At 68.0% G+C, this 25,489-nt stretch carries 22 protein-coding genes, 1 tRNA gene and 1 pseudogene; 12 read left to right on the top strand and 12 right to left on the bottom strand.

What is annotated here, in order from left to right; translation table 11 throughout:
• Positions 1-125 precede the first annotated feature (125 nt).
• A complete protein-coding gene (locus G6O54_RS19425) occupies positions 126-803 on the top strand; it encodes a hypothetical protein (RefSeq protein ID WP_165227322.1) in 678 nt (225 codons plus the stop codon).
• Positions 804-995: 192 nt separating this feature from the next.
• Here the strand turns inward: G6O54_RS19425 and G6O54_RS19420 are convergent, their stop codons facing one another.
• The 3 genes from G6O54_RS19420 to G6O54_RS19410 all read right to left on the bottom strand — a co-directional run bounded on the left by G6O54_RS19420 (position 996) and on the right by G6O54_RS19410 (position 4,165).
• Positions 996-2,711 carry a serine/threonine-protein kinase gene (locus tag G6O54_RS19420; RefSeq protein ID WP_165227321.1) on the bottom strand — a complete coding sequence of 572 codons (1,716 nt, stop codon included), beginning with the start codon at positions 2,709-2,711 and terminating at the stop codon, positions 996-998.
• Positions 2,712-2,784: 73 nt separating this feature from the next.
• On the bottom strand, positions 2,785-3,804 hold the full coding sequence (locus tag G6O54_RS19415) for a hypothetical protein (protein ID WP_165227320.1): 1,020 nt from the start codon (positions 3,802-3,804) through the stop codon (positions 2,785-2,787).
• A gap of 49 nt (positions 3,805-3,853) precedes the next feature.
• The gene (locus G6O54_RS19410; protein WP_165227319.1) at positions 3,854-4,165 is read right to left on the bottom strand and encodes a hypothetical protein; all 312 of its coding nucleotides are present in this window, start codon (positions 4,163-4,165) and stop codon (positions 3,854-3,856) included.
• A 204-nt stretch (positions 4,166-4,369) separates the two neighbouring features.
• Between G6O54_RS19410 and G6O54_RS19405 the strand changes: the two genes are divergently transcribed.
• Both G6O54_RS19405 and G6O54_RS38890 read left to right on the top strand, forming a co-directional pair.
• A complete protein-coding gene (locus G6O54_RS19405; protein WP_165227318.1) occupies positions 4,370-4,570 on the top strand; it encodes a type II toxin-antitoxin system HicB family antitoxin in 201 nt (66 codons plus the stop codon).
• A 2-nt stretch (positions 4,571-4,572) separates the two neighbouring features.
• Positions 4,573-4,786: pseudogene (locus G6O54_RS38890) on the top strand (type II toxin-antitoxin system HicA family toxin).
• A 70-nt stretch (positions 4,787-4,856) separates the two neighbouring features.
• On the opposite strand, the gene asnB reads toward G6O54_RS38890, so the two are convergent.
• On the bottom strand, positions 4,857-6,869 hold the full coding sequence (gene asnB / locus G6O54_RS19395; RefSeq protein WP_165227317.1) for an asparagine synthase (glutamine-hydrolyzing): 2,013 nt from the start codon (positions 6,867-6,869) through the stop codon (positions 4,857-4,859).
• Positions 6,870-7,099: 230 nt separating this feature from the next.
• On the opposite strand from asnB, the gene G6O54_RS19390 reads away from it, so the two are divergent.
• Entirely contained in the window at positions 7,100-7,339 is a 240-nt protein-coding gene (locus tag G6O54_RS19390) for a hypothetical protein (RefSeq protein ID WP_165227316.1), read from the top strand.
• Positions 7,340-7,676: 337 nt separating this feature from the next.
• Positions 7,677-8,675 (top strand): hypothetical protein, encoded by a 999-nt coding sequence (locus tag G6O54_RS19385; RefSeq protein ID WP_165227315.1) that lies wholly within the window; start codon positions 7,677-7,679, stop codon positions 8,673-8,675.
• A gap of 44 nt (positions 8,676-8,719) precedes the next feature.
• Here the strand turns inward: G6O54_RS19385 and G6O54_RS19380 are convergent, their stop codons facing one another.
• The gene (locus G6O54_RS19380) at positions 8,720-9,544 is read right to left on the bottom strand and encodes a rhomboid family intramembrane serine protease (RefSeq protein WP_165227314.1); all 825 of its coding nucleotides are present in this window, start codon (positions 9,542-9,544) and stop codon (positions 8,720-8,722) included.
• A 178-nt stretch (positions 9,545-9,722) separates the two neighbouring features.
• The gene (locus tag G6O54_RS19375; RefSeq protein ID WP_165227313.1) at positions 9,723-10,262 is read right to left on the bottom strand and encodes a hypothetical protein; all 540 of its coding nucleotides are present in this window, start codon (positions 10,260-10,262) and stop codon (positions 9,723-9,725) included.
• Positions 10,263-10,547: 285 nt separating this feature from the next.
• Here G6O54_RS19375 and G6O54_RS19370 point away from each other — a divergent pair, with 285 nt between their 5' ends.
• Positions 10,548-11,450: a macro domain-containing protein gene (locus G6O54_RS19370; protein ID WP_165227312.1), complete on the top strand. Its 903-nt coding sequence runs from the start codon at positions 10,548-10,550 to the stop codon at positions 11,448-11,450.
• Positions 11,451-12,014: 564 nt separating this feature from the next.
• On the opposite strand, the gene G6O54_RS19365 is transcribed toward G6O54_RS19370, so the two are convergent.
• Together G6O54_RS19365 and G6O54_RS19360 are read right to left on the bottom strand one after the other, a co-directional pair.
• Complete coding sequence (locus tag G6O54_RS19365) at positions 12,015-12,677, bottom strand: hypothetical protein (protein ID WP_165227311.1); 663 nt, start codon at positions 12,675-12,677, stop codon at positions 12,015-12,017.
• Positions 12,678-13,038: 361 nt separating this feature from the next.
• Positions 13,039-14,385 (bottom strand): PhoPQ-activated pathogenicity-related family protein, encoded by a 1,347-nt coding sequence (locus G6O54_RS19360; protein WP_165227310.1) that lies wholly within the window; start codon positions 14,383-14,385, stop codon positions 13,039-13,041.
• 442 nt (positions 14,386-14,827) lie between these two features.
• Here G6O54_RS19360 and G6O54_RS19355 point away from each other — a divergent pair, with 442 nt between their 5' ends.
• Both G6O54_RS19355 and G6O54_RS19350 read left to right on the top strand, forming a co-directional pair.
• Positions 14,828-15,613 (top strand): MlaE family ABC transporter permease, encoded by a 786-nt coding sequence (locus G6O54_RS19355; protein WP_165227309.1) that lies wholly within the window; start codon positions 14,828-14,830, stop codon positions 15,611-15,613.
• 117 nt (positions 15,614-15,730) lie between these two features.
• Positions 15,731-16,846 (top strand): OmpA family protein, encoded by a 1,116-nt coding sequence (locus tag G6O54_RS19350; protein ID WP_165227308.1) that lies wholly within the window; start codon positions 15,731-15,733, stop codon positions 16,844-16,846.
• A gap of 40 nt (positions 16,847-16,886) precedes the next feature.
• Here G6O54_RS19350 and G6O54_RS19345 read toward each other — a convergent pair whose 3' ends face one another.
• Positions 16,887-17,057, bottom strand: a complete 171-nt coding sequence (locus G6O54_RS19345; RefSeq protein WP_205678919.1) for a VOC family protein — start codon at positions 17,055-17,057, stop codon at positions 16,887-16,889.
• A 214-nt stretch (positions 17,058-17,271) separates the two neighbouring features.
• Between G6O54_RS19345 and G6O54_RS19340 the strand changes: the two genes are divergently transcribed.
• The 3 genes from G6O54_RS19340 (at position 17,272) to G6O54_RS19330 (ending at position 21,058) form a co-directional block, all read left to right on the top strand.
• Positions 17,272-18,747, top strand: a complete 1,476-nt coding sequence (locus G6O54_RS19340; protein WP_165227307.1) for a S8 family peptidase — start codon at positions 17,272-17,274, stop codon at positions 18,745-18,747.
• 142 nt (positions 18,748-18,889) lie between these two features.
• Entirely contained in the window at positions 18,890-19,207 is a 318-nt protein-coding gene (locus tag G6O54_RS19335; RefSeq protein WP_165227306.1) for a hypothetical protein, read from the top strand.
• A gap of 147 nt (positions 19,208-19,354) precedes the next feature.
• Entirely contained in the window at positions 19,355-21,058 is a 1,704-nt protein-coding gene (locus G6O54_RS19330) for an ATP-binding protein (protein ID WP_165227305.1), read from the top strand.
• A 24-nt stretch (positions 21,059-21,082) separates the two neighbouring features.
• Here the strand turns inward: G6O54_RS19330 and G6O54_RS19325 are convergent, their stop codons facing one another.
• The 3 genes from G6O54_RS19325 to G6O54_RS19315 all read right to left on the bottom strand — a co-directional run bounded on the left by G6O54_RS19325 (position 21,083) and on the right by G6O54_RS19315 (position 23,958).
• Entirely contained in the window at positions 21,083-23,035 is a 1,953-nt protein-coding gene (locus tag G6O54_RS19325) for an RNA polymerase sigma factor (RefSeq protein WP_165227304.1), read from the bottom strand.
• 187 nt (positions 23,036-23,222) lie between these two features.
• Positions 23,223-23,687, bottom strand: coding sequence for an acyl-CoA thioesterase (locus G6O54_RS19320; protein WP_165227303.1), 465 nt, complete (start codon positions 23,685-23,687; stop codon positions 23,223-23,225).
• A 198-nt stretch (positions 23,688-23,885) separates the two neighbouring features.
• Positions 23,886-23,958 (bottom strand) — tRNA-Met (locus G6O54_RS19315).
• Between the two features lie 299 nt (positions 23,959-24,257).
• On the opposite strand from G6O54_RS19315, the gene G6O54_RS19310 reads away from it, so the two are divergent.
• On the top strand, positions 24,258-25,142 hold the full coding sequence (locus G6O54_RS19310) for a tyrosine recombinase XerC (RefSeq protein WP_165227302.1): 885 nt from the start codon (positions 24,258-24,260) through the stop codon (positions 25,140-25,142).
• Positions 25,143-25,489: the final 347 nt, after the last annotated feature.

The following is a 25,489-nucleotide window of genomic DNA, read 5'->3' as shown; positions in this document are numbered from 1 at the left end:
GACGGGCTCGGATCGGATTCTTTATCTTGATTATCTATCTTACCAATCGATGGTGTAGGATGGAGAGACGATCCTGGAGATGGGAACGGGTCGGCCGGTCGTCGCATGATCGGGCGGAGGTTGAGATGATTGAGCTCGCGGAAGAGAGGACCGGGCGGGCGGTGGCCCAGGCCGTGGCGTTCCCTTCGACGTCCGTCCCGGCGCGAAGGGACGAGGCGGACTGGGCCGATTTCAGGCTCTGGAGATCGCGGCTGATCGAGGGGTTCGAACGATCGGCCGTTCGCCCCCAGATCCCCGGGGCCCTCGTGGGCCTGGCCTTCATCCATCTGGCCGGCTTCCTGCTCTGCCAGGCGAGCTATGTCCCGGACGGCAAGGCGAACCTCTGGCACCCGGTCCTCTGGCTGGCGGAGCTGATCGCCGTGCTGGCCTACTGGCGGCGACTGATGGGGCGAAACTGGGCGCGGACCTCGGTGGCGATCAACCTCGTCGTGAAGTTCTGGACGACGTTCCTGATCCTCTCGTTCACCGTGGTCACGTCGAACTGGTTCACGGGTTACGAGCTGGCCTGGTACAAGCCCGTCTGGGGCACCCTGAGCACGTTCCTGTTCGCGTCGATGGCCTGGTTGTTCACCCCTTTGTTCTTCATCCCGGCCGTCCAGATGGGCCTGACGGGGACGCTAATGGTCAACCTGCCCGATCACGCCTTCCTGATCTACGGCGTCTCGTGGTGGATCGCCCTGGTGGGGGTCGCCGCCTGGATGCAACGCCGAGACCGCCAGGCCCTCCTCGCTCCCGCAGACTGAACTGAGCGGTCTCGTATCTCCCGGCGAGGAGCCGCCTGGCCTTTCCTCGCCGAGTTTTCCTCCCTCTCCCGTCTTTCCCTCTCCCGTCTTTCCCTCTCCCGTCTTTCCCTCTCCCGTCTTTCCCCCTCCCGTTCTTCTTCGGCTTGATCTTCTCTGTGCCTCTGTGCCTCTGTGGTTCGTCCTCCCCCCGTCTCATGCCGGCTGGAGGCTCGCCTCGGAGTCGGCCAGGGCGGCCGCCTGGTCGGCCCACCACTGTTCGGCGTGGGCCTCGTCCCAGTCCGCCGCGGAGGCGCAGGCGGCGAGGGCCGCGGCCAGGGCCCGGGTGTCCGGGTAGCGATCGTCGGCCTTCTTCTCGAGGCACTTCATGACGACCGCTTCGAGGTCGGCCGGGATCTCCGGGCGGTGCTTCGAGGGGGGCGTGACCGGGTCGCGGGCGTGGGCGATCATCAGCTCCGTGGGGGTGCCGCCCTGGAACGGGGGCTGGCCGGTGAGCATGAAGTAGAGGATCGCCCCCAGCGAGTAGATGTCCGACCGGCCGTCCAGGTCGGCGGCCATGGCCTGTTCCGGGGACATGTACTGGGGCGTGCCGCTGACGGTGTAGTCGGCGGTCAGCCGGACGGCCTCCGGGTGGTCGGCGGTCAGCTTGACGAGGCCGAAATCCAGCACCTTGGGCACGTCGCACTTGCCGCCCAGGATCGCCACGATGATGTTGGCCGGCTTCAGGTCGCGGTGGACGACGCCCATCCGGTGGGCCTCGGAGAGGGCCCCGCAGACCTGGCGGGTCAGGAAGATGGCGCGGCCGGGCGGGAGCGGGCCGAACTGGTGGACCAGGTCCGAGACGCTCAGGCCGGGCAGGTACTCCATCACGTAGTAGAACGTGCCGTCGTCGGCGTGGCCGTAGTCGAAGATCTCGATCGTGTTGGGATGCGAGAGGGTGGCCGCGGTCTGGACCTCGCGCTCGAATCGGGCCAGGGCGATCGGGTTGGTGTTCACATCGGGCTTGATCAGCTTGAGGGCGCAGGGGCGCTTCAGGAGCTGGTGCTCGGCCAGGTAGACCTCGCCCATGCCCCCCTCGCCGAGCTTCTCGCCCAGGCGGTACTGGCCGAGCTTCCGGGCCTGGTGGAGGTCGCGGCGAAGGTGGTTGAGGGTATGCGACGTGTAGATCGCCAGCGCGGCGCTGAGCAGGACGAAGAGCATGTTGCCGATGGCGAACTCGGTGCGGGCGAGCTGGTCGACCATCGCCGGCGCCTCGGCCGACTTCCACTGGAGCGCGGCGAGGACCAGGAACGGGCCCAGCGCCATGGTCATGACGACCCTGGCGGTGGTCCTCGGATCGTTGGGGATGAACACGGCATAGAGCGTCATGAGGACGAGCAGGTTGATGATGCCGTTCTTCTCCATGGCCACCAGCCGGGGGAGGTCGCCATCGTCGATGAGCCGTGACCCGGTGGAGAACTGGCCGAACATCATCAGCAGGATCATGGCGGCGAAGAAGCCGTATTCCAGCAGCCGCAGCTCGCGATAGCCGAGGTCCGCGCGGGCGGAGAGCAGCCCGACCAGCGAGGCGCAGAGGATCAGCCTCAGGCCCAGGGTGACGGCGGACCGATGCTGCACCGAGCTCGGCTCGAGGAGCCCGAAGAGGAAGAAGGCGGAGTATCCCAGCGCCAGGAAGAGCGCCGCGGCCTTGAGCCGGGTGCGGAGCAGCTCGCCGGTCTCGGTGGTGATGCTCGGGAGCGAGTTCGTCGCCAGGGCCATGTGGAACGACTGGGACGGTGGCGAGGCCGGGGCGGGCGATCCCCCCCAGGTCGTCACCGCGTGCTGGACGGTCGGCTCCAGCAGGATCTCGTCGTCGTCGCCCTCGTCGGCCGGCCGAGCGCCAGGGATCTGGGGTTCTGCGGTGTCGGACATGTTAGCGCTCTCGGGTCCTGTCTACGGATGCCGGATCTCGGACTTCGGGTCTCGTGGCCTCGCCGCGGACCTTTCAGGGCGTTCGGGACTTCAGGGCGTCGGCGGCCTCCCGGAGGGCCTCCATCCCCTGCTTCTTCAGGCCGGGGAGGTCCCCGATCTGCTGCTGGACCTTCTCCGTCATCTGGCCGATCCCCCGGGCGGCCTCCTCCTTCAAGGAGCCCTCGGGCTTCTTGCCCCCTTGCAGCCAGGGCTCGGCGAGGAACGCCAGGGCGACCAGCCCGATGGTCAGGATCGGCCCGAGGATCCGCTTGACCGGCTTGTGGACCTTGTGCCAGTTCTTCGCCAGGTAGACGAAGGTGATCGGCGGGATCAGGAAGAGCACGCCCTGCAGGGGGCTCTCGCGGAAGGGGATGACCGCGAGGTTGAAGACGCCCGTGACGACCCGGCTGAGGTTCAGCAGGATCACGAACGTGCCACCGAAGACCATCAGCGAGTGGTTCCGCAGCGCCAGGCCGAGGATGGCGCACATCACGAAGGGGATGGACAGGAAATAGGCCCCCTCGTTGAGCCAGCGGAAGAGCTTCTGGACCGAGCCCATGCCCTGCCGATAGCCGCGGGTCACCGAGCCCGCGGGCCTGCTCGCCGCGACGGCCGCGCGCATGGCCGGCAGGCTCGGGGCGCTCGCCATGGCGTAGGGGCCGGGGATCGACGGCTCATCCATGGGCGACGGCTTCGATCGCAGCGACCTGAAGTTGTCCACCGAGAGGGGCGCCAGGGCGACCTGGCTATTCACGGCCTCCAGCCAGTTGAGCGGCCGGCCGCCCGACATCGAGAGCCCCGGTCGCGGCGAGCCCGCCCCGGTCCCGACCGGCGTCAGCTTCGGCCCCGCGCCGAGCCCGCTCACCGAGGCCGCGATCGCCGCCAGCGAAGGCTGCCTCGGCCCGGCGGGCCGCTTCGGCTTCGCCGTGCCGATCGTCCCCTTCGCCGGGACCTTCATCTTCTCCCCGCAAGCCTTGCACCGGCCGGTGCGGCCGGCAAGCCGCTCGTCGAGGTCGAAGGTCGCGGCGCACGCGGGACACGCGAAGTGGATCATCGGACCGGCCCCCTGAACCTCGATCGATCGAGCTCGCCCAATCCCCGGGTCAATACCAGACCACGGCCATGCCCAGCAGCAGCAGCGTCCAGAAGATCACCCCCTCGTCGAACCAGGTGATCAGCCGGAAATAGACGAGCGAGATGCCGGCCGTGATGAGCGCCCACTGTTGCCAGGCCGGCTGCGGGATTCGCCCCGTCTTCACGAACCAGATGTAGCTCAGGAACGCCACGCCGGCCGCGTACAGCAGCGCGATCGCGAGCCATCCCTTCTGGAGATTGTCGAACTTGACGATCGACGACACCAGGCCGTAGAAGAACATCGCCTTGATCGCGACATAGTAGACGTCGAACATCATCATCGCTGATCATTTCCTCGGGGCCGACGTCGGCTATCGTGGCGAGCAATCGAATGATACGGCCGGCCCCATGAAGATACGCGAGGTGAGTAGTTACGTCCATGGGGACGTGGGTGGATCAGGAAGACGTGACGTGGACCCGAGTAGGATCGGAATCGATGGTCGAGTCGGGCTTGAATGGATAGTCTCTATGGGTAGGAGGTCGTCATGCGTCGCTTCAAGGTCGTGCTCCATCGTACGGACGAGGGGATCAGCGTCTCCGTCCCGAGCCTGCCAGGCTGCTGGTCGGAGGGTGATACCGAAGACGAGGCGCTGGCGAACATCCGGGACGCGATCGAGGATTACCTGGCTGCCCTCGATGAGCAACTACGCGACGCCGAAGTTCGCGAGGTGGAAGTGGCGGTGTGATCGTGGCGAAGCTGCCGGGCGTGAATCATCTGGATGCGATCCGAGCCCTGTGGGAAGGCCGGATTTCGAGTCGTTCGCCAGGGTAAACACGTCGTCATGAGCGACGGGAACCGCCTTCTGACGATACCCGGACACAACCCCATCAAATCCTTCACGATGGGCGGCATCATCCGTGATGCCGGACTGACGGTCGATCAGATCCGTCAATATCGATGACGAGGCGTCCGGGAGTACGAGCAGAGATGCGGACAAATACTCGCACTCCCGGCATCAGGCAGCGCCGTGCTCACGCCGGTGCCGCACATCCCGCGCTCACGCCCGATGAAATCACATCGAGGGTCGGCACGTCGGCTTGACGCAGGGGCTCCGGCGTCCACGTCGGCAGGTCGCAGAGGCCGCCGCCGAGGAAGGTGTGGTGCCAGAGCTGGGTGGCGACCACGCAGGTCAGGGACAGGTCCATGATCCCCCGCCGCACCGTGATCCGCGGGATCCGGGTCTGCCAGGCGCGCTGGCGGGCGACGCCGGCCGGGTCGAAGTAGCCGGTCGCCTCGAGCGCCTCGCGGCTGAGGAGCTGGTCCACCCAGGCGGGCCGGCTGGCGTCGAGGAACGCCTCGGAGCGGCTCGCCCGGAACATGGTCTTGGGCCGGTTGGCGATCTTCTGCGGCAAGGTCCGGGCGGCGACCTGGCGGAGGATCCACTTGTCCGTGAACCCGTGCAGCTTGTACTCGGGCGAGATCGACGCACAGAACTTGATGACGTCGTCGTCGAGCAGCGGATAGCGGCCCTCGACGGACGAGTTCATCGCCACCCGGTCCCCCTTGGCGTTGAGCAGGAGCCCGGCGAGCATCACCTTGTAGCCGACGTAGAGCGACTGGTTCAGCGGCGCCCAGTTGCGGAACCGAGGGTGATTGATGCCCATGTCGTCGTAGGCCGAGTGGCCGTCGAGCTGGCGCCACATGTCGCCCGAGTAGAGGCCCTCACGCCCGAGCGCCAGCAGGTCCTGGAGGTCCTGCTGGGCCGTCCGGACCCCCTGCAAGGGGAATCGGTCGGGCATGTGAGCCCGGCTGCCCCCCATCAGGCCCAGGACCGACGCGCGAATCGCGGTCGGGATGCCGTCGCCGAACTTCTTGCGGAGCCGGTCGCGGATCTTCTGGGTCTTGAACCAGGCGTAGCCGGCGAGCGCCTCGTCGGCCCCCTCGCCGGTGAGCGTGACCTTGTAGCCCTGGTCGTGCACGGCCCCGGCCAGCCGCATCAGGCAGGCGCAGGCGGAGTCCATCACGGGCCCCTCGGCGGCGCGGATGAGCCGCGGGTAGGCGTCGGTGATGTCGCGCCGGGTCAGGGTCACGGTCGTCAGCCGCGAGCCGAGCGCCGCGGCGGATTCGGCGGCGTGCGACCGCTCGTCGGGCCCGGCCCGATCCAGGCCGATCGTGAACGACGGCACGGCGTACCCGCGCTCGCGGGAGCTGAGCCCGAGGACCACGGTCGAGTCGAGCCCGCCGCTGATGTAGCTGACCACCGGCACGTCGCCCCGGAGTCGCTTCTCCACCGAGGCCCGCAGCAGGTGCTCGAGCTCGTCGATCAGGGGGGTCGGGTCGTCGAGGCGACGCTCCGCACCCGCGTCGGGGAAGTCGAGATCCCAGTACTGCTTCTGCTCAACTCGGCCGTCGCGGATCTCCAGGAAGTGCCCCGGCGGGATCATCCGGATCCCCTCGAAGAACGTCCGCGAGGTCCCCGCGCAGAAGGTGTTGAAGAAGAGGTCGATCGTCCTGCGGTCCGCCTTCGCCGCGATCATGCCGGAGGCCAGGATCGACTTGATCTCCGAGCCCCAGAGGAGCCAGCCGTCGACCTCCGCATAGTGCAGCGGGCAGATCCCGACGCGGTCGCGGCCGAGGATCAGCGTCCGGTCCTTGCGGTCCCAGAGCGAGACCGCGAACTGGCCGCGGGTCTTCTCGAACATCCCCCGGCCCAGGTCCTCGTAGAGGTGGACCCAGAGCTCGGTGTCGCAGCGGGTGGACAGCGTGTGCCCGCGCGTCAGGAGCTCCTGCTGGAGCTCGGGATAGTCGAAGATCTCGCCGTTCTGGGCGACCCAGACCGAGCCGTCCTCGTTGCAGAGCGGCTGCCGCCCCCCCGCCAGGTCCACGATCGACAGCCGCGTGGCGGCCAGGGCCACGCCCGGCTCGATGTGGATCTGCTCGTCATCGGGCCCGCGATGGGGGATCGCCCCGGTCATCGCCAGGAGCCGTGCCGCCGGGAACTCGCGCCGCCCCCTCAGATCGATCGCACCCGCAATTCCGCACATGATACGAGCACTCCCAGCGTCGCGGATCACCGTCCCTGATGCGTGCAGGGTGGCAGGCCCCGCCCGCACCCTCCCGGCCCCTGGACCACGTAACTATATCACGCGAGTCGAGAAGGCGTCGATCGGCGGAAGATGGGACGATTTTGCGGACTGAGGCAGGCGTCCTTAGATTGACGGCCGAGTGCCCGGTCGGGATGATGAGTCGGGAGAAGCGGAGTCAAGGGGGAGCCATGGGTGACATTCTCACGGCAGAGCAAATCGGCGCCCGCTTCGCGCCGGATTGGGTGCTAATCGGCGATCCTCAGACCGATGAGCAGCTCAACGTGCAGGCCGGCGTGGTGCTCTTCCACAGCCCGGATCGGGACGAAGTTTACCGCAAGGCGCGTGAGCTTCGGCCGGGGCGTTTCGCCGTTCGTTATTACCCCGGCAAGGAAGTTGATCAAGCTCACGGATATCGAACGGCCTCCTGAATCCCCCCACGCTCCGGGACGCGAAATCCGGCTCTCCCCCTTACGAAGGGGGAGTTGGAGGGGGTGCTTTGTGCCGACCAGGGCGATCGAATTCACCCCCCTGAATCCCCCCTTCGTAAGGGGGGAAATGAATGCGGGCCGGCTTCCCTGTCGGCGGTAAGAGCCCTATTACGGTGATATTCTTCCTTGCCGAGGTAATACCTCGGGACCTGGCCCGAGAATATGGCGCTCTGGTCTCCTTACCGGATATGACCTCGGGACACATCCGGAAGGGACGACGTTCGTAGGATCGCGGCCATCCCTCGACTCTCTCGTGGGCTGCAGGAGGTCCAACATCGTGCTCGCTGCTCTGATCGCGATCCTCTTCCTTGCGGAAACCCCAGGCCCCGCCGAGATGTTCCGGCTCAACTACGGAAAAGTCAGGGTCTCGACGCGGTTCGAGTATGACCTGTATGTCTCGGACGATCTTCCGCCAAGCGATGCGGCACACGTCCTACCACGCGGATGGAAGCCTGCGTTGATGCCCAAGTTGTCGATCGCCGGCAAGTGGGAGTTTGATGGGACGACGGAGCATCTCGTTATTCTGCCGGATGGCATCAAGCATGGCCCGGTTGCACCGGAGCAGAGGATCGACACAGATCCCAGGGAAGTGATCAGTGACGGGAAGGTCGTGGCCCATCATTCTCTCGATAAGCCGAAATTCCTATTGGAAGTCCGGCGGACGGACAAGCCGATTTTCAACGCCTACGGTCCATTCGCCTGGTGGAACAGTTCCTTCCCCTATTTGTTGAACGACTCGTTTGCGAATTCCACCGTCACGCGGAAGTCCCGACGCTTCTTCGGACGTCAGATCGATCGAGAGGTCCATCGGAGAACGGTCGGCTCCGGCTTCATTCAGCTTTCCATCAGCCGGGAGCCATCGATTGGAGTTATGCCATTTTATATGAGAGCGTTCTCATTCAATTCCAGGTCGGGATCGAAGAGGTCGAATTTCCGGGAGTGCTACATCGTCGACGAGCGGCGATGTGCCGCCGGAGGCGTCCTGCCGACGGAATGGGTGGACACGTTCTTCGGCGTGGCGGATTTCGATCCCGATTCGCCCAACCATGGCGATGACACCCCACTCCGGCCCATGGACAAGGTCGTCATCGGTCGATGCAAGGTCGTCGCCCAGACAGACCTGCGAGGACAGGTCTGCCTCGACCACCTGGACGACGTGAGAGTGATCGCTTCGATCGGAGGTGAGGTGGCCTTGTCGCCGACGCCATCGTCCCTGACGCTGCCTCAGGTTGTTGAACGGATCGGGAAGAAGATCGATAGTCCGAACAGGCGATAGCATTCGCAGCCACGGCCACGGCGTCTGTCGCCCGATGCGCGGCCTCAGTACCCCGGCGGCGCGTACGACGACCAGCCCCGCTCGTGCTCGTTGCGGGCCTTGACGTATCGGGCCCGGTCCATGAACAGGAAGGCGACGACGATCCCCGCGAGGGCCCCGCCGATGTGGGCGAGATAGGCCACCCCACCGGTCTCGCCGATCGAGCCGAAGGCCCCCGCGCCGGAGATCACCTGGAGGGCGATCCAGCCGCCGATCACGATGATCGCCGGGAGCACGGTGATCACGCGGAAGACCAGCACCCTCATCTGGTTGTGGGGGAACCAGACGACGTACGCCCCCATGATCCCGGCGATGGCCCCGGAGGCCCCCAGGGTGGGGATCTGCGAGTTCGGCGCCGCGGCGATCTGCGCCAGCGAGCCGGCGAGCCCGCAGGCGAGGTAGGCGACGACGTAGAGGACCGGCCCGAGGACTTCCTCCACATTATCGCCGACGATCCAGAGGTAGAGCATGTTCCCCAGCAGGTGCATCCAGCCGCCGTGCAGGAACATGCAGGTCAGGAGCGTCATCCATGGCGGAATCGCGGCGGGGGCGTGCGGGATCACCTGCGCCGGGCGCTCGACGATCACGATCCGCCGCCCCGTCGGGTCCCTCGGGTCGCGGACGCGTACGTCCTCGGCCGGACGCACCACGATCGGCTGGTCGAGGTCGTCCGCGTGGGTGACCTCCCAGGGGGTACACGCATAAGCCATCGTGAACTTTTCGCCCCGGTTTTCCTGGAGCAGGAACATCGCGACGTTGGCCGCGATCAGGGCATAGGTCACGAAGGGCGTGATCCGCGTGCGTTCCAGGTCACCGAGCGGCAAGACCATGTCCGAAGCCCCCGCGAAGCGATCGCCGCGGCCCGGGCCCCCTCGCACCATCCCCGAGGAGTCGCCGACGGCCGGCCGATTCGAGCCGGCATTGTAGCACGGCCGCCGCGCGCGGGTACTCCCGCCGCGGGCCCGTTGCCGAGGTCGTGGGCATCCTGCGGCAATCGCGGGCAGGCGGTCAGGCCAGCATCCGACGCGGTTGCGGATGGGCCGCTTCGAGCCTCTCCCATTCCTGACGGACGCGGGAGAGGCCGAAGGCGCAGAGCTCGAACTCCTCGCTGAGCCGGCGGAAGACGCCGCCGAGCTCGGAGGGGCCGAGGGTACTGGCCCGGTAGTAGGATCGCTTGCCCTGCTCCTGGTAGCTGATCAGGGAGTCGGCCAGCGGGGCGGCCTGGAGCTTCGGCAGGGCCTCGGGGTAGACGCCGGTCCAGAAGAGCGTGAAGTCCCCGACGTGGCGGAGGCACTCGCGTCGGCGTTCGTCGCTGGGGGCCGCCTCGGCCTCGGCCAGCATCTCCGCGACACGGCCGACGCGACGCCCCCGGCCGTCCCGGACCTGCCAGACGTTCTGGCTGGAGACGAACCGCGCCAGCAATTGCGAGACATAGCCGACCAGCGAGGGATCGCCGATCCCCAGGTCGGTCATGAAGGTGGATTCGGTCAGGCCTCGGAAGAGGCGATGCAGGGGATGGGATTCGGCGATCGGGCATGCAGTATCCATCCAGGCGCTCCTCACCCAGGGAAACGACATGGGTCAAGACGACCGACCGGACGAGGCGCCCGCCCCGCATCGTGCGGATCCGCGACGCCCTCCAACGGGAAGGCATAGCAAATGCCGGGCCATCGAGGAAGGCCGATCGGTGGCGGGGTTGCGTCCGGCTCGCTCGGCCCACGCATGGGAGAATCTCCCCCCGGGCATTACCATGGATCCGCCGGCTGGCCTCTCGCCATTTCGGCCGGAGGCAGGATCACCGGGGCGATCATCCTGGCCCCGCGGAGCGGTGAAATGCCCATCGAGTTCGTCGCGGGCGATCTCTTCGCGAACGCCGCCAACGCGCGGGCCCTGGCGCACGGCTGCAACTGCCAGGGGTCCATGGGGGCGGGGGTCGCCCGGGGATTCCGCGAGCGATATCCGGAGATGTACGAGCAATTCCGCGCCCGCTGCAAGGCGGTGCCGCGGCAGTTCAACCTCGGTGACGCCTGGCTCTGGAAGGATGATCGTCGGCCCTGGGTCTTCAACCTCGGCACCCAGGAGGCCTTCTGGCACGCCCGGGCCAGCTACGAGGCCATCGAGACGGCCCTGGGGCAAATGAGGGTGATCGCCGATGCCGAGGGGATCGACAGCATCGCCATGCCCCGCATCGGCGTGGGTTACGGCGGGCTCTCCTGGAAGAAGGTCGAGGAGATCCTCGGCCGCGTCCTGGGCGAGTGGCCCGGCCGGGCCATCGTCTACGAGACCTACGTGGCGGCGGAACCCTCCCCGGATCCATCGCCCGGCGATCGACCCGCCGTCCTCCCCGGCCCCCGGCGATCCATTCGGGGGAAACGGCCGCCGCGGTTCCGAGGGATGGCCGTGACGATCGCCTGCCGCGACCAGGACCGAACGGCCGCCTTCTACGAGACCGTCCTCGGGGCCGTCCCGATCCCGACCGACAACGGGATCGGGCGCCACTATCGGCTCGGGAGCCTGCGGCTCAACCTGCTCCCCAATGCGGAGGCGAGCAGCCCGGCGAGCTTCCCCGAGCACGCCCAGCTCCTGCTCTGGATCGAGGTGGATGACCTCGCCCGAGCGGCGGAGCACCTGGCGGCCCATGCCGTCGAGATCGTCGACGCGGGCGACGGGCAATTCCTGACCATCGCCGACCCGGACGGCCTGGTGATCGAAGTCTGGGAGCGATCAGAAACCTGACGCCTCGGCCGCGCCGTCTCCAGGAAGGGGCACTCGTCCGCTCCTTCGGCGGGCTGCATGGTGGCCGCCGGGCTGCGGGGGCAGGCGACCGGGTCGGCGCCGGCACCCTGTTTCACCCGACTTTTTCGGCTTCCCGGAAGATTGGTGAAACTGGCCGGCCCGATTTCGGGATTGTACTTGGATAGACGCGGCGCGGGCGCGAAAGCGACTGCGCGCGCCGTCGATCAATCGCCCTCCTGAACCAAACATCCCGAGGCGGAGGCTTCCGACGATGGCGACCGAGGCCCAGAGACTGGCGAACAGGCGGAATGCACGGCTCTCGACGGGACCGCGAACGCAGCAAGGGAAGGACCGGGTCCGGCTCAACGGGCTCAGGGAGGGGCAGAAGCTCCAGGTCGTCGAGCTGCCGAAGGCGCCCGGGGAGGACCCGCGGGGGAAGGCGCGGCGGGTCGAGGAGTTCCTCGGGGACCTGGCCCCCGGGGCGAGCGAACGGGACAGGGCCCTGATGACCCGGGCCGCCGAGCTGTCCTGGGACATCGAACAGGCCGAGAAGGCCGAATCGGCCTATCTGGCGGAGGCGGCCAGCGAGGGGCCGGGAGGCCGCAAGGCGAAGGAGCCGACGGCCGCCGAACGCGACCAGGAACGGGTTGATCGCCTCGTGAAGAAGCTCCAGGCGTGGACGGGCTGGGTCGACGACCCGGCGGAGCGGGCCCGGGGGATCCTCGCCGAGCTGGAGGGCATGGCGGCCGGCCGTGCCTGGCTCCGCGGGTCCTGGCAGTTCCTCCGGGACTGGATCTGGGCGGGGGGCGAGGTCGGCACCTGGCAGCGCCACCAGCTCGTCCGGATGCTCGGCGGCGACGCCTGGGACATCACCATCGACCCGCGGATCAACGCCGTCTTCATCGCCTGCAACATGTTGAACGAGAAGGGCAGGGCCGGCTGCGACGAGTATTTCGTCCAGGCCCGTGACGCAGCCCGACGGTGCGGGACCGAGGACTTCCTGATCGAATCGATCCGCTGGCGCGAGATCGGCCCGCCGCCGAAATCGTCGGACCTGGCCTGGGCGTTCCTGCTCCGCGTGATCGACCACGAGAAGGCGCGGCTCGAGGCCATGGAAGAGAACGCGGAGGATGCCGGCGACGACGGTTGCGAGGTCCTCTCCGCGGGCGCCGCGCTGGATGGCCCCCGCCGCCAGATCGAGGCGATGAGCCGGGAGCTGATGGACATCCTCCACGAGCTCTGCCAGGTCCGCGAGGATGCGGACGCGGACGCGGAGACCGGGTTAGACGGGCATCCTCACGACCCGGCGGCCGGCCCGGGCGAGCTGGCCACCGAACCCGAGCCGGTTCCCACACCGCACGAAATCGCGGGGGCAAAGCCAATTTTAGCTTTGACGCAAACCGAAACACCCCAATCACTTTCGATCACCGCGACGGGAAGCCCGGGAGACAATCGAACCCAATTTGCGACCGTCGGGGAGGGCGGTGAGTGGAAGGCCGGCAGCCCTCGGCTCGCGACGCAATCGGGTGCGTGCGACGGCGAGCCGAGGGGATTGGAGGCATCGATCAGCCCGGGTCCTTGTTCCGGCTCAGTGGGACTCGGCGGTCTTGCGGGGGACGCCGGGCTCGAAGAACGAGGTGGTCAGGTGGTAGGGCAGGTCGTCGATCTCGAATTCGAGGTCGGCGAAGTAGGCGGCCCGGCCGGTCGCGGGCTTCGGCAGGGGGGCGGTGATGGTGTTGCCGGCGGGCAGCGGGCTGGAGGTCCACTTCGCCTCGCGGAAGTCGCGGGTGGGGGCCGTCGCGGTCCAGAGGCGTGCGGACTTGGGCAGGGGGCGGGACTCGATCTTCAGGGTCGCGGACCCGTCGGACTCGGTCATCGCCCAGGAGAGGGCGGGCATCGGCCGGACGGTGACCGCGTGGCGGAAGAAGGCACCCAGGCCGTTGATCGCCCAGTCCCGGTTCTGCTCCAGGCCGTGGCCCGCGTTGGGGAGCTCGACGACGTACTTGGGGGCGGCCAGGCCGTCCCAGTAGAGGTCCAGCGCGTTGAGGGTCCAGTAGCGATCATTGGCGCCGTTGATCAGGAGCTTGGGCATGGTCAGGCGGTCGCGGAACGTGAACGGGTCCACCATCCGCCAGAGGAGCCGGCCCTCTCCGGTCTGGGCCTTCTCCATCAGCCCCTTGCTGACGTAGTCGTCGATCTGCTCGCTGTACTTGCCCCAGACGTCGAGCTGGTTGGGGCCCTGCGGGCCGAGGTTGAGCATGACGATGACCATCGGGGCGATCGCGATGACCCGGCTGTCCGACGCGCCGGTCAGCCAGGTGGTCCAGCCCCGCTTGGAGGCGCCGGTGACGACGAACCGCTCGATCCGGTCCTTCCCCTGCTTCTCCGACCAGGCCTGGACGGCGTCCATGGCCCGCACGGCGCTCTTGACCATGGGGAAGAGCAGCGGCCACGTCTTGTCCTTGGTGGCGAGGTAGCGGAGGAAGGTCTCGGAGATGAGGTCGTCCTCGGTGCGGTTGCCCAGGAGCGGCTGGTTGGGGACCTGGCGGAGCATGGCCACCCGGCCGCCGGTGGCCCTGGCGATGGCGAAGCCCTGGGCGAAGTCCTTGTCGTCGGGGTGGCTGGTGGTCGAGCCGCCGGAGATGAACAGGAGCGCGGCGCCGCGGTGGGCGAGGTTGGCGGGCTCGATGATGGTCAGGTCGTGCTTCCAGGTGATGTCGTGCCAGACCTGGGACGTCAGCTCCAGGAGGTGGACGGTCCCCTGCGGGGTGGTCTTGGTGCCCAGCTCCTTCCAGGCGAAGGCCGGGTCGGGCGCCTTGACGTACTCGTCGAGCTCGGCGGGGGGAGACTGGCCGTGGGCCGTGGCGGTCGCGGCGATGAGGGCCATGAAGGCCATGAAGCGGAGGGGGAGCGTCGGCGTCAATCGCGGGGTCATCGGGCGGCTTCTCCCTGGACTCGGGCGGTCGTCGAGCGCCGGGATCGTCGCAGCGGGAAGGTCGCACGCGGACCTCTTTTGACCCCGGCCGAGCCACACCCTATCATGCAGAAAAGTCCCCTGGCAATGAATCACCGCCAATCTTCACGGCGGCCGCCGAATGACTCATCGGGCGCCGGCTCGAGGTCGGGTCGACAGGGCAAGTTGGAGGGCGAGTGTCTCGAATCGCGAGGGAGGATGCTGACACATCCTGCACCCACTCTGCCCTTCCGGGTGGCCGTGGTGGAACACCGCGGGACCGCCTCGGCGGAGAAGAAGAGCCTGTCCCCCCACTCAGCCCGCTCGCCGTGGTGTTCCACCACGGCCACCCTGTGCCATCTGTCGATCACTCGATGTTCCGAAGCCAGGCCGCTTGGGACAATGTCGATCGGAGGATCGGACGATGATCTCCGGCGGCCTGACTCGGCTCGAGCACTTCGGCCGGTTCATCGACTTCGCCCTGCGGACGCTCGCCGCGGCCCCCCGGGCGATCGTCCGGTCGTTCGGGGAGGTGGTCTTCCAGTTCGAGCGGGTCGCGGTGATGAGCCTGCCGATCGTGGTGGGGGCGGGCCTGAGCGTCGGCCTGGTCACCTGGCTCCAGACCCATCGGCTGCTGGTCGCCAACGGCGCGGAGTCGGCCCTGCCGAGCTTCCTGAGCGTCGCCGTGGTGGTGGAGATCGGCCCGGTGCTGGCCGGGGTGCTCGTGGCCAGCCGGATGGGCGCGGGGCTCGCCGCCGAGCTCGGGACGATGACGCTCAACGAGGAGATCGAGGCCCGCCTGGCGATGGGGACCGACCCGATCGCCGGGCTCGTCGCCCCGCGGGCGATCGCCTGCGCGCTGGCGGTCCCATTATTGACGGTGATGATCGACGGCTCGGCGCTGGCGGGTGCGCTCGTCGGCGAGCTGACCGGCGGCAAGCTCACGCCCCTGCGGTTCTGGCGGGACTCGCTGATGTTCCTGCGGATGACGGACGTGATCGAGGCCACGCTCAAGACGGCGGTCTTCGGCCTGCTCGTGGGGGTGATCGGCTGCTGGGTCGGCCTCAATTCGGACCGATCCGCGGAGGCCGTCGGCCGGTCGGCCACCCGGGGCGTGGTGCTCGCCACGCTCGCCGTCTTCGCGGCCAACGTCGTGCTCGTGCCGTGCCTCCAGCTCGCCAACCAGGCGTTCGGCCTGGGCGGGCCCTGAGGGCGCCATCGAGGGGGCCGTTGATTCCGGCCGGCGAATTCCTACAGTACGCAGGAAGGGCTGGGGGCATCGCGGGGGAGTGGTTCCAGGCAGGAGGCCGCGACCGGGGGCGATCCCATGAATCGCGACATCGGGCGGTGGCGGGCGCTGGCGAACGCGGGGTTCGTCGTGCTGGTGCTGGCGCTGGGGGGCTTCGGGCTCTACCAGGTGGCCGACCGGCGCTGGAACGTCCAGCCGGTCTTCCGCGTCCGGGCGGCGTTCGCCACCGTGACCGGCCTGGAGGCGGGCCACCGCGCGCGGCTGCAGGGGATGGATGCCGGGGTGGTGGAGCGGGTGATCCCGCCCCGGCTGCCCGGCCAGCCGGTGGAGCTGATCCTCCGCCTGGACGAGCGGCTGCACTCGCTCGTCCGCGAGGACGCGGTGGCGCGGATCCTCTCCGAGGGGATGGTCGGTGCGCGGGTGGTGGAGATCACGCCGGGCAAGCCCGACGCGGCGGCCGTCGCCGACGGCGGCCTGATCCGCTCCGAGGCCCCGATCGAGCTGGGCGACCTGATGAAGCAGACGGGCGACTCGCTCCGGAAGCTCGACGAGCTGGCGAAGACCGCCCGGACCGGCCTGGAGGAGATCAACGCCATCGCCGCGACCGTCCGCGCGGGGAGGGGGTCGCTGGGGAAGCTCGTGCAGGACGACGACGCCTATCAGAGCCTGATGTCGGTGACCAGGCGGGGCGAGAAGACCTTCGCCGCGATGGAGGACAACCTCGACGCCCTCAAGCGGACCTGGCCGCTCTCCCGCTACTTCGAGGGCCGTTCCTACTACGAGCGCGAGAAGATCCTCTACCAGCCCGGCGCCCTCAAGGAGAGCCGGACCCTGGCCGCGGACGACCTCTTCGAGCCCGGCCGGGCGATCCTGACCCCGACCGGGCGAGTCCGGCTCAACGAGCTGGGCACCTGGTGCAAGGCGGCCAACCGGGCGAGGGCCGAGGTGGTGATCGCCGCCTTCACCGGGCCGGGGCAAGATCCGGACCTGGCCGAGGTCCTGACCCAGGAGCAGGCCGACTCGGTGCGCAGGTATCTGGTGGAGAAGCACGGGCTCGACTCCGCCGGCTGGTTCCGCTCCCGCAAGGTCACCGCCGTCGGCTTCGGCACCCAGGTCCCCCGCGGCCTGGAGCCGGCCGCCGAGCCGCTCCCCGAGAGGCGAGTGGACGTGATCCTGTTCACGCCCCAGACGTGAGGGGGCCGGGCCTCCGTCCGAGGCGCGGCCGCTCGCGGCCTCAGCCCTCGCCGCCGAGCCCCTTGCTGATCCGGAAGTCGTGGCCGTCGGGATGGCGGACGTGCATCTCGCGGACGCCCCAGGGCTCGTCGGTCGGCGGGGTCGTGACCTCGAGTCCCCGGGCCAGGCAATGGAATCGGCCTGGGCCTGAGGCGGGACGGCGAGTCCCCATCGGTGGAACTCGCGACGGACGCAGCACAATTATGCAAGAAATCTTCGGCTCCTCGCGAGTGCGCCTGATAAGTCCTTGCGGCGGAGACTGCGGATGGGAGTCGTGCGTCGGGCCGATCGGCCGGGGCTCATCCGACCGGGGACCTCTCCCCCCGATTCGGCTCGAAGGATGATGAGCGAGGTCAACACCTCACCAGGTGGAAAGGACCACGAAAATGGCGAAGCGACCGAAATCGTCGAGGCGGCCCGCGGCGGCATCGCACGAGCGGGACAATCCGCCGCCGGATTTCACCGAGGCGTCCGAGATGCAGGGCGACCGCACGGGGCGATACCTCGTGCTGATGAGGGAGGAGGAAATCCCCCGGGCCGCGGCGGTGCTCAACGACGTCGCCGGGCTCAAGAACGTGGAGAGCGTGAGCGCCTTCGACACCAACGGGTCGTTCGACGCCGAGGCCGCCGAGGGCGCCGGCGGCTGCGTCTTCCCCAGGCTCGGGGTCGCGGTCGTGACGGGCGATCCGGACCAGATCGGCGCCCTCGCCGTCGAGTCGAACGAGGACCAGGGGATCCTGGCGATCGAGCCCGAGCGGATCATGTACGCGCTGGCGGAGGCCCCCGGCCTGATCCTCCCCGCGCCCCCCGCGGATCCGGACCTGGCGCGGAACGCGGGCGGGGGCACGCTCCCGCTGGAGGTCGGGACGGCGACCGCGCAGTACCTTCGGGGCTACCGCGACGCGGTCGTCGCCCTGGTGGACCAGCTCCTGGGCGGTGGAGAGAGCGAGGCGGCGATCGCCGGCCTGGAGGCGTCGCGAGAGAGGTTCGTGGACGACGCCGTCTCGACCTGGGGCCTGAAGGCCACGCGGGTCACCAACTCGCGGTTCAGCGGCCGGGGGATCCGGGTGGCGGTCCTGGACACGGGCCTCGACCTGCGGCACCCCGATTTCTCGGGCCGAACGATCAGCTCGAGGTCGTTCGTGGCCGGCCAGCAGGTGCAGGATGGGCACGGCCACGGCACCCACTGCATCGGCACGTCCACGGGCCCGGAGCGGCCCGGCCAGGTCCGGCGGTACGGCTGCGCCTTCCGGGCCGAGATCTTCGCCGGCAAGGTGCTCAGCAACGCCGGCAGCGGCGCCGACACGGGCATCCTGGCGGGGATCGAGTGGGCGCTCACCAATGGCTGCCGCGTGATCTCCATGTCCCTGGGCGCGCCGGTCCAGCCCGACGAGCCGTTCTCGCCGATTTACGAGAATGTCGGCCGCCGCGCGTTGCGGGCCGGGGCGTTGATCGTCGCCGCGGCGGGCAACGACAGCCGCAATCCCGCCACGGGCGTCCGCCTCGAGCCCCCGCGGCCGGTCGGCCGGCCCGCGAATTGCCCCTCGATCATGGCCGTCGGGGCGCTCGATCGGGTCCTGGCGGTTGGCTCTTTCTCCAATGGCGGCCTCAACCCGAACGGCGGGGGCGTGGACATCGCCGGGCCGGGCGTGGACGTCTTCTCCTCGTGGCCGATGCCGACGCGCTACCGGACGATCAGCGGCACGAGCATGGCCACCCCCCACGTGGCCGGCATCGCGGCCATGTGGTCGGAGGCCCAGGGCGCCACCGGCGCGGCCCTCTGGCAGTTGATGACCGGCTCGGCCCGCCGCCTCCGCCTCTCGGCCCGCGACGTCGGCTCCGGGCTGGTCCAGGCCCCCTGAGGCCATCATCCGGGGCGGCCCGCGGATGGGGCGGGCCGCCCCGCGTCCTCTTGGCGTCTCGACCTGGCCGGGTATAGAGTTGAAGAAGCGGGCTCGCGGGCGAAACACGCTCGCGGGCGATCCAGGCGGAAGGAGGTCAGCGATGAGCGGCCAGGCCAGGAAATCCGGCTCCGGGAAATCCGCATCCAGGTCCTCGTCCCGCAAGGCCGACGGGCCGGAGCATTCGCTGGTCGTCTCGGTGAAGGACGACCACCTCGACCAGATCGACCAGATCGCCCAGAAGTTGAAGAACGAAGGTTACAAGGTCGGCCAGGTGATGAAGATCACCGGCGGCATCACCCTCAAGGGATCCGGCGACCCGGAGGCCAACAAGCGGCAGATCCGCGGCATCGAGGGCGTGGAAGCCGTGGAAGCCCCCGCGGGCTACGAGCTGCCCCCGCCCGACTCCGACGTCCAGTAGCGGGGCGAATCCCGTCGATGGCCGGCGTCCATGGCGAGGGCGGGCGAGCATCCCGACCGTTGACGCACACCCTTGCATCCGCTAGGGTGAGACCCGATCGATCGCGTCGGATGGGCAACTCTCGACGGGCCGAGGAGAGACAGTTCCGTGGCCTCCTTGTTCGTGATCCAAGGGGCCGACCAGGGGAAGCGATTCGAGTTCAAGTCGACCACCGTGGCCCTGGGCCGGGACAACTCGAACGCGATCCGGCTCCATGACACCGAGATCTCCCGCCGCCACGCCGAGCTGCGGCAGGAGGAGGACTCCTATCGCCTCGTCGATCTCGGATCGGCGAACGGAACCTACATCAACGGCCAGCCGGTCACCCAGGCGCCGCTGCACTCGGGGGACCGGATCCAGCTCGGCCAGTCGGTGCTCCTCTACAACGAGGGGGTGACGCGGCCGGCCCGGGACCTCACGGCCCGCGTCGACCTGCTGAGCAAGAGCAGCCCCGAGGACCGGTCCGCCATCCTCAAGAGCATCCCCTCCGGCGAGGGCTCGCGGGTCCTCCGGCAGCCGGAGGCGGCCGCCGGCTGGCTCAAGGAGCGGCTGGCCAGCCTCTCGGTCATGTACCGGGCCACCCAGGCCATCAGCCACGTCCTCGACATCGACGCACTCCTGCCGCAGGTGCTGGAACTCGTGTTCGAATCGATCAACGCCGACCGCGGGGCCATCCTCCTGAAGGACGAGGAGGGGAACCTCGCGCCCAAGGCCGTGCGGCTGGCCGACCCCGAGGGCCCCGACGAGCGGATGACCATCTCGCGGACGATCATCGACTACGTCCTGGAGCAGGGCCAGGGGGTGATCACCACCGACGCCCCCGCCGACAAGCGGTTCAGCCCCGCCCAGTCGATCGTGGACTACCACATCCGGGAGGCCATCTGCGTCCCGATCCAGGGCCGGCACACGACCCTGGGCGTCCTCTACGCCGACATCCAGTCCGGGGCCATGATCCTGGCGGGGGGGGGCAAGGACGGCCCGCGCGGGAAGTTCAGCCAGGACCATCTGATGCTGATGGTCGCGATCGGGCACCAGGCCGGGCTCGCCATCGAGAACACCGACTTCTACAACGCCAAGATCCAGGCGGAGCGGCTGGCGGCCGTCGGCCAGACGATCGCCACGCTCTCGCACCACATCAAGAACATCCTCCAGGGCATCCGCGGCGGGTCGTATCTCATCGACATGGGATTGAATGACAAGGACGACGCCATCGTCCGCCGCGGCTGGACGATCGTCGAGAAGAACCAGACCAAGATCTACAACCTCGTCATGGACATGCTCTCGTTCTCGAAGGAACGCGAGCCGGTGCTCGAGCCGGCGGACCTGAACGAGGTCGTCGCCGACGTCGCCGAATTGATGCAGTCCCGCGCCGAGGAGCTCGGCGTCAAGCTCGTGGCGAAGCCCTGCGCGGGGATGCCCCGGGTGATGATCGACGAGGAGGGGATCCATCGCGCCCTGCTGAACATCGTGACCAACGCCATCGACGCCAGCGAGGGGCAGCCCGAGGGGGCCGTGACGATCTCCACCGAATGGGTCGCGGAGACGTCCATCGCGCGGATCCAGGTCGCCGACAACGGCGTCGGCATCGACGAGGCGGACCTCGCCTCGATCTTCCAGATCTTCGCCTCGACGAAGGGCTCGCGGGGGACGGGCCTGGGCCTGCCGGTCTCTCGCAAGATCATCGCCGAGCACGGCGGCAACATCACCGTGACTTCCCAGCCCGGCCGGGGAGCCACGTTCGTGATCGACCTCCCCATGACCCGCAAATCCGGCCCGGCGGACGTGACCGACGGGCAGACCTTGATGGGATGATGAGCCGGGGTGAATGACCGGCGATCACATCATCCCGCCGCCGCCTCGAATGCTCATGAACCCTTGCATCATCCCCCCCGCCTTGCCGAACGGGTCATTCGGATCCGAGCCCGCCTGTTCGGCCCGCATCTCGTCCAGCTCCTGCAAGATGCCGTTGACCGAACTGATGACGAGGACGCCGTCGCGGACGCAGTACGCCAGACCGAGTTGTTTGAGCAGGAGACGGAGGCTGACCTTGAGCGGGACGTCCTGGAGCTCGATGCACACCGGTGAGGTCATGGTCCTGTCCGCTTCCTGGAGTCCGAGCGGATCGACGTAGATCGGCATCGGCTTGCCGTCCCCGGAGGCCGTCGTCTCCTTGATTTTCCCGAGGACCTCCTCGAGCGGAGTCTCATTCGGGAACTGAAGCGTGACCGGCTTGTCCAGCTTCTCGATCCAGGCCGCATTCCGCGGATTCTTGTCCTTGACCGTGATGTGAGACGAAAGGCCCGCGATCATGACACGCCCCTGCTGCTCGTCCCGGCCGTCGTTCGGGGCCGCTCCGCCCCCGCCCCCGAAGCCGCCCACCGCGGCGGGTGTGGCGGCGGGCGTGGCTGTCGTCGGGGCTGGGGTCGGATGATTGGCTGGAGTTCCGGTTCCTGGGGCCGCGACCGTATTCGCATCCTCAGGGAGAGGATTCGCTGCCATCCTGACGGCGTCTTCCGCTCGAGAAATCGTCTCCCACCATTGTTGCTTGAGCCAGGCTGCCCGGCTTTCGTCCGATTTCACCAGCAAGTCGAGCATGTGACGGAGCCGATCGAGGTGCCTTTTCGCGGTAGCGATCCTGGCGTCCTGGGCGCGTGCCCCTTCCAGTTCGACCTCGCGGAGTCGCTGGGACCACAGGGCGTATTCCTTGGGCGGGATATCCCTCTTTCCGACTGCTTCCTCCAGGTCCGCAAGGATCTCCTTGACCATAGCGGCCGACGACTTGCCCGGCGGCGAGACTCCTTCTGCAGGCTTCTTCACGGCGGCCTTCTCGGCCGGTGGTGACGTCGGCAGCCCCCCACCAAAGCCGCCGCCGAGCTGGTAGGCCGCAACGGTCCCGCCGGTGGTGACGGCCCCGGCGACCAGTATGGGAACGACGATCGATCGGACCAGCGTGAGGTTCATGGCGTGGATCACTCCTTCAGACAGCGCGGTGACGGATGGCGAAAGGGCCGGGCCGGCGAGCGGGAGCCCCTTCCCGGCGGCTCCCGCGGCGACGGCCAGCGCGGCCTTGAGCGTCGACTGCGTCAGCGATCCGGGGACGGCGGCCCTGAGGTCGGGCGTGACGAGCTCGGCGGCCATCGCCGCGGACGAGACCGCCACGCCCCGCCGGACCAGCCGATTGCGGAGGAGGTCTCGCGCCCGGGACAGCCGGCCCTTCACGGAGCCGACCGGCCAGCCGAGGCGAGCTGCCGCCTCCTCGTGCGTCAGGCCCTCGAGGTAGCAGAGGACGACCGGGTCCTGGTACTTGCGGGGCAACCGATGGATCTCGTCATGAATGAGCGGCCGTTCCTCGGCCCGCAGGAGGGCGTCGGCGACCGGCTCGGCGCGGTCGGGCGTCTGCTCGTCGATCGAGCAGGCTTCCCCCCCGCGACTGGCCGTCCCCCGCGTCTCCCCCCGATGACGGACGGACCGGGCCCGCAGGGCAACCCGGTAGGCCACCCCGTAAAGCCAGTTCCCCAGCAAGTCGGTCCGCCGCAGGCTCCCCGCCTTCCTCACCAGGACGAGGAACGTCGCCTGAAACGCGTCGTCCACGTCGTTGGGATCGCGCAGGAGCTGGCGGCAGACGCCCAGGACCATCGGCCCGTGACGCTCCACCAGCGCGGCGAATGCCCGTTGATCCCGGTCGCAGGCGAACCGAGCAAGCAACTGGCCCTCGTCAAAGCCCGCGAGCGTGCCCTCGCGAAAGAGCCGCTCCATCTCCAGATCGACGCGGCCCTGCATGACCCCCATGGCCGAAGGCTCCGGATGGACACCCGGCGGCAAGGCCGCCTCGGATCGCTGACACCAGGTACTGCGCGCTCTGACCGCTCGCGATACAACTTTTCGGGCACGACGGGGAGCCGGAGCGGAGTCTCTAGGAATCGATCAAAATGGCTTAATCTGACCTGGAATACCCGCCGCCCGACATCGAGCCGGTCTAGGGGCGTACCCGGAGGAGCTTGCGAGTACGATCCAGGAGGGTCAGCCACGGCGGTTCCAGGCTCGGCGGGGTCTCGTCGGGGGGGTCATCGAGGGGCTCCGGGCGGCCCCGGTCGTCGACGTGAACGAACTGCATCAGGCCGTCCATCCACGGGGCCTGCGACCGGTCGATGGGCGTTCCCCAGAGGGCCACGACGATCTGGGCGGTGCCGCGATGGATCTGCTTCCCGCGAATCTGGACGACCTGGCCGACCGGGACGGGAGTATAGCAGCGAAGGTCGAGGACCCGCTTGAGGACGAGGTTTGCGTTCAGCCCGGCGGCGCGAAAGGCGGTGGAATAGCCCGCTTCGAGCGCCAGGGAGAGGAGCGTCCCGGCGTAGAGGGTGCCGTGATGATTGGCATCCCGGGGGAGGACGAGGCGATGCGTGAGGGTCTCTATGACCTGGGCCCGCGAGTCCGGCATTCGCTTCGGGTCCCTCCGCGGGAGAGACAGGGAAGTGGGATCGGCGCCGACACCCGGGAATCTAGCATGCGCGGGGAGCCGTCGCAATCGCGCATCGGAATGGCAAGGGGAGCGATGAGGACAACAACCCGGTGAGACGAAGACCGGATCGTCGCGCAAAAAGAAACCCCGTGAAACGGGGCTCTTCTTCATCTTCAGTTGCGCCGGTAGGAATCGAACCTACGACCTCCAGGTTATGAGCCTGGCGAGCTAGCCGCTGCTCCACGGCGCAAGATGATATTACGCCGGAGATGCCTATAAGGGAAGAGGACGGCGGTCGGAATTTGCGGAACCACGACCCGATGCCAGTTACTAAATCCTTCGTTGCCAGGAACTTGAGGTACAATTGCGGGCCCTCGAAAAGACTCGCGGCGGCGGGCTTCGGGACGGAATTCGTCGTTGATTTCGATGATACTTGGGGCGGGCCGAAGGGAGTCCGTCCCGCTGCGATGGAACGGGGAAAACGCCGAAGGATAGGAATGGTGTCGCGTCGAATCGTTCGGGAGCCGCCCGCCCCACAAGGACAACCGCATGCACGCTTCGATTCCCCTCTTCCTCAAGCACCTGGAGCACGAACGACAAGCATCGACCCACACGCTGCGGTCCTATCAGGACGATCTCGCCCTCTTCAATCGCTATCTGGCGGAGAACGGGCTGGAGGGAGAGGATCCCGCCACGCTCGATCCGCAGCGGTTGCGTCGCTATTCCGCCTGGTTGAATTCCCAGGGCTATGCGGCGACGACGATCGCCCGGCGGCTCGCCAGCCTGCGATCGTACTTCCGGTTCCTGAGGCGACGAGGCGCGGTCCCCGGCGATCCCACGGCGGGGCTCCGCAATCCCAAGCAACCCAAGCGATTACCCCGACTGCTCCGGGTGGAGGACGCCATCCGACTGCTGGAATCGATCGCCGTGGACACGGCCGCGGGGGTCCGCGATCGAGCCATGCTGGAGACCCTCTACGGCGGCGGCCTGCGGGTCAGCGAGCTCGTCGGGCTGAATCGCGACGACCTGGACTTCGAGTCCCAGCTCCTCCGGGTACGTGGCAAGGGACGGCGAGAGCGGCTCTGCCCGACCGGTCCCATGGCTTTTCTCTGGATCGAACGGTATCTTGCTATCCGGAGTCCACGGCGAGCCGACGAGCCCGCCGTCTTCCTGAACCGCTACGGGACCCGACTCACCACCCGCAGCGTCGGCCGGCTCCTGGATGAGCACCTGCTCGCGGCCGGGCTGGCCAACGCCGCCAGCCCGCATACCCTCCGGCACAGCTTCGCGACCCACTTACTCGACCGCGGCGCGGACCTTCGGAGTGTCCAGGAATTGCTGGGCCATCGCAATCTCACGACAACGCAAATCTATACGCACGTCACGCGGGACCGATTGCTCGATATATACCATGAAGCGCATCCCCGAGCCTGATATCGATCGCTCTCGCGTCGTCCAGCCGTCAGATCCTCGCTTGCCTTCCTGAAATCAATCAATCAAGAGCCTGAAACGCGAATCGCTCATCCATGCCAGCAAGTTCGCTTTGTAAAACAGCCTTCGCTGTGATCGGTGAAGTCTTGTCTCCGCAGGATCGTATCGGCATGGTTCCTGAGCTAGTGAGGTCGGCAGAGCAGCTCGAGCACGAGTTTGACGAGGGTGCATCCATGACATAGGTGTTTATTCAGAACGACGCCCCGTGGATCGAGGAGACTTGACCCTGCGGGTCGAGGAGTTCGCGAAACGTCCAGGGAAGCGACCTTGCGAGTCAACTGCGTTGGTTG

The organism is Aquisphaera insulae, from assembly GCF_011064615.1.
Lineage (GTDB): Bacteria > Planctomycetota > Planctomycetia > Isosphaerales > Isosphaeraceae > Aquisphaera > Aquisphaera insulae.
The sequence above is the reverse complement of the archived record's forward strand: the minus strand, read 5'-3'. Positions and strand labels throughout refer to the sequence as shown.

What these genes read in the sequence shown, in the direction of transcription:
- G6O54_RS19320 (WP_165227303.1), bottom strand. Translation starts at nt 23,687, where the DNA reads ATGCCGGACTCGCGGGCCCAGGTCATAGAGACCCTCACGCATCGCCTC.
- G6O54_RS19335 (WP_165227306.1), top strand. Translation starts at nt 18,890, where the DNA reads ATGAGCGGCCAGGCCAGGAAATCCGGCTCCGGGAAATCCGCATCCAGG.
- asnB (WP_165227317.1), bottom strand. Translation starts at nt 6,869, where the DNA reads ATGTGCGGAATTGCGGGTGCGATCGATCTGAGGGGGCGGCGCGAGTTC.
- G6O54_RS19420 (WP_165227321.1), bottom strand. Translation starts at nt 2,711, where the DNA reads ATGTCCGACACCGCAGAACCCCAGATCCCTGGCGCTCGGCCGGCCGAC.
- G6O54_RS19350 (WP_165227308.1), top strand. Translation starts at nt 15,731, where the DNA reads ATGAATCGCGACATCGGGCGGTGGCGGGCGCTGGCGAACGCGGGGTTC.
- G6O54_RS19375 (WP_165227313.1), bottom strand. Translation starts at nt 10,262, where the DNA reads ATGGATACTGCATGCCCGATCGCCGAATCCCATCCCCTGCATCGCCTC.
- G6O54_RS19325 (WP_165227304.1), bottom strand. Translation starts at nt 23,035, where the DNA reads ATGGGGGTCATGCAGGGCCGCGTCGATCTGGAGATGGAGCGGCTCTTT.
- G6O54_RS19370 (WP_165227312.1), top strand. Translation starts at nt 10,548, where the DNA reads ATGCCCATCGAGTTCGTCGCGGGCGATCTCTTCGCGAACGCCGCCAAC.
- G6O54_RS19310 (WP_165227302.1), top strand. Translation starts at nt 24,258, where the DNA reads ATGCACGCTTCGATTCCCCTCTTCCTCAAGCACCTGGAGCACGAACGA.
- G6O54_RS19415 (WP_165227320.1), bottom strand. Translation starts at nt 3,804, where the DNA reads ATGATCCACTTCGCGTGTCCCGCGTGCGCCGCGACCTTCGACCTCGAC.
- G6O54_RS19390 (WP_165227316.1), top strand. Translation starts at nt 7,100, where the DNA reads ATGGGTGACATTCTCACGGCAGAGCAAATCGGCGCCCGCTTCGCGCCG.
- G6O54_RS19360 (WP_165227310.1), bottom strand. Translation starts at nt 14,385, where the DNA reads ATGACCCCGCGATTGACGCCGACGCTCCCCCTCCGCTTCATGGCCTTC.
- G6O54_RS19355 (WP_165227309.1), top strand. Translation starts at nt 14,828, where the DNA reads ATGATCTCCGGCGGCCTGACTCGGCTCGAGCACTTCGGCCGGTTCATC.
- G6O54_RS19410 (WP_165227319.1), bottom strand. Translation starts at nt 4,165, where the DNA reads ATGATGATGTTCGACGTCTACTATGTCGCGATCAAGGCGATGTTCTTC.
- G6O54_RS19365 (WP_165227311.1), bottom strand. Translation starts at nt 12,677, where the DNA reads ATGTCCATCAGCTCCCGGCTCATCGCCTCGATCTGGCGGCGGGGGCCA.
- G6O54_RS19405 (WP_165227318.1), top strand. Translation starts at nt 4,370, where the DNA reads ATGCGTCGCTTCAAGGTCGTGCTCCATCGTACGGACGAGGGGATCAGC.
- G6O54_RS19345 (WP_205678919.1), bottom strand. Translation starts at nt 17,057, where the DNA reads ATGGGGACTCGCCGTCCCGCCTCAGGCCCAGGCCGATTCCATTGCCTG.
- G6O54_RS19340 (WP_165227307.1), top strand. Translation starts at nt 17,272, where the DNA reads ATGGCGAAGCGACCGAAATCGTCGAGGCGGCCCGCGGCGGCATCGCAC.
- G6O54_RS19425 (WP_165227322.1), top strand. Translation starts at nt 126, where the DNA reads ATGATTGAGCTCGCGGAAGAGAGGACCGGGCGGGCGGTGGCCCAGGCC.
- G6O54_RS19380 (WP_165227314.1), bottom strand. Translation starts at nt 9,544, where the DNA reads ATGGTCTTGCCGCTCGGTGACCTGGAACGCACGCGGATCACGCCCTTC.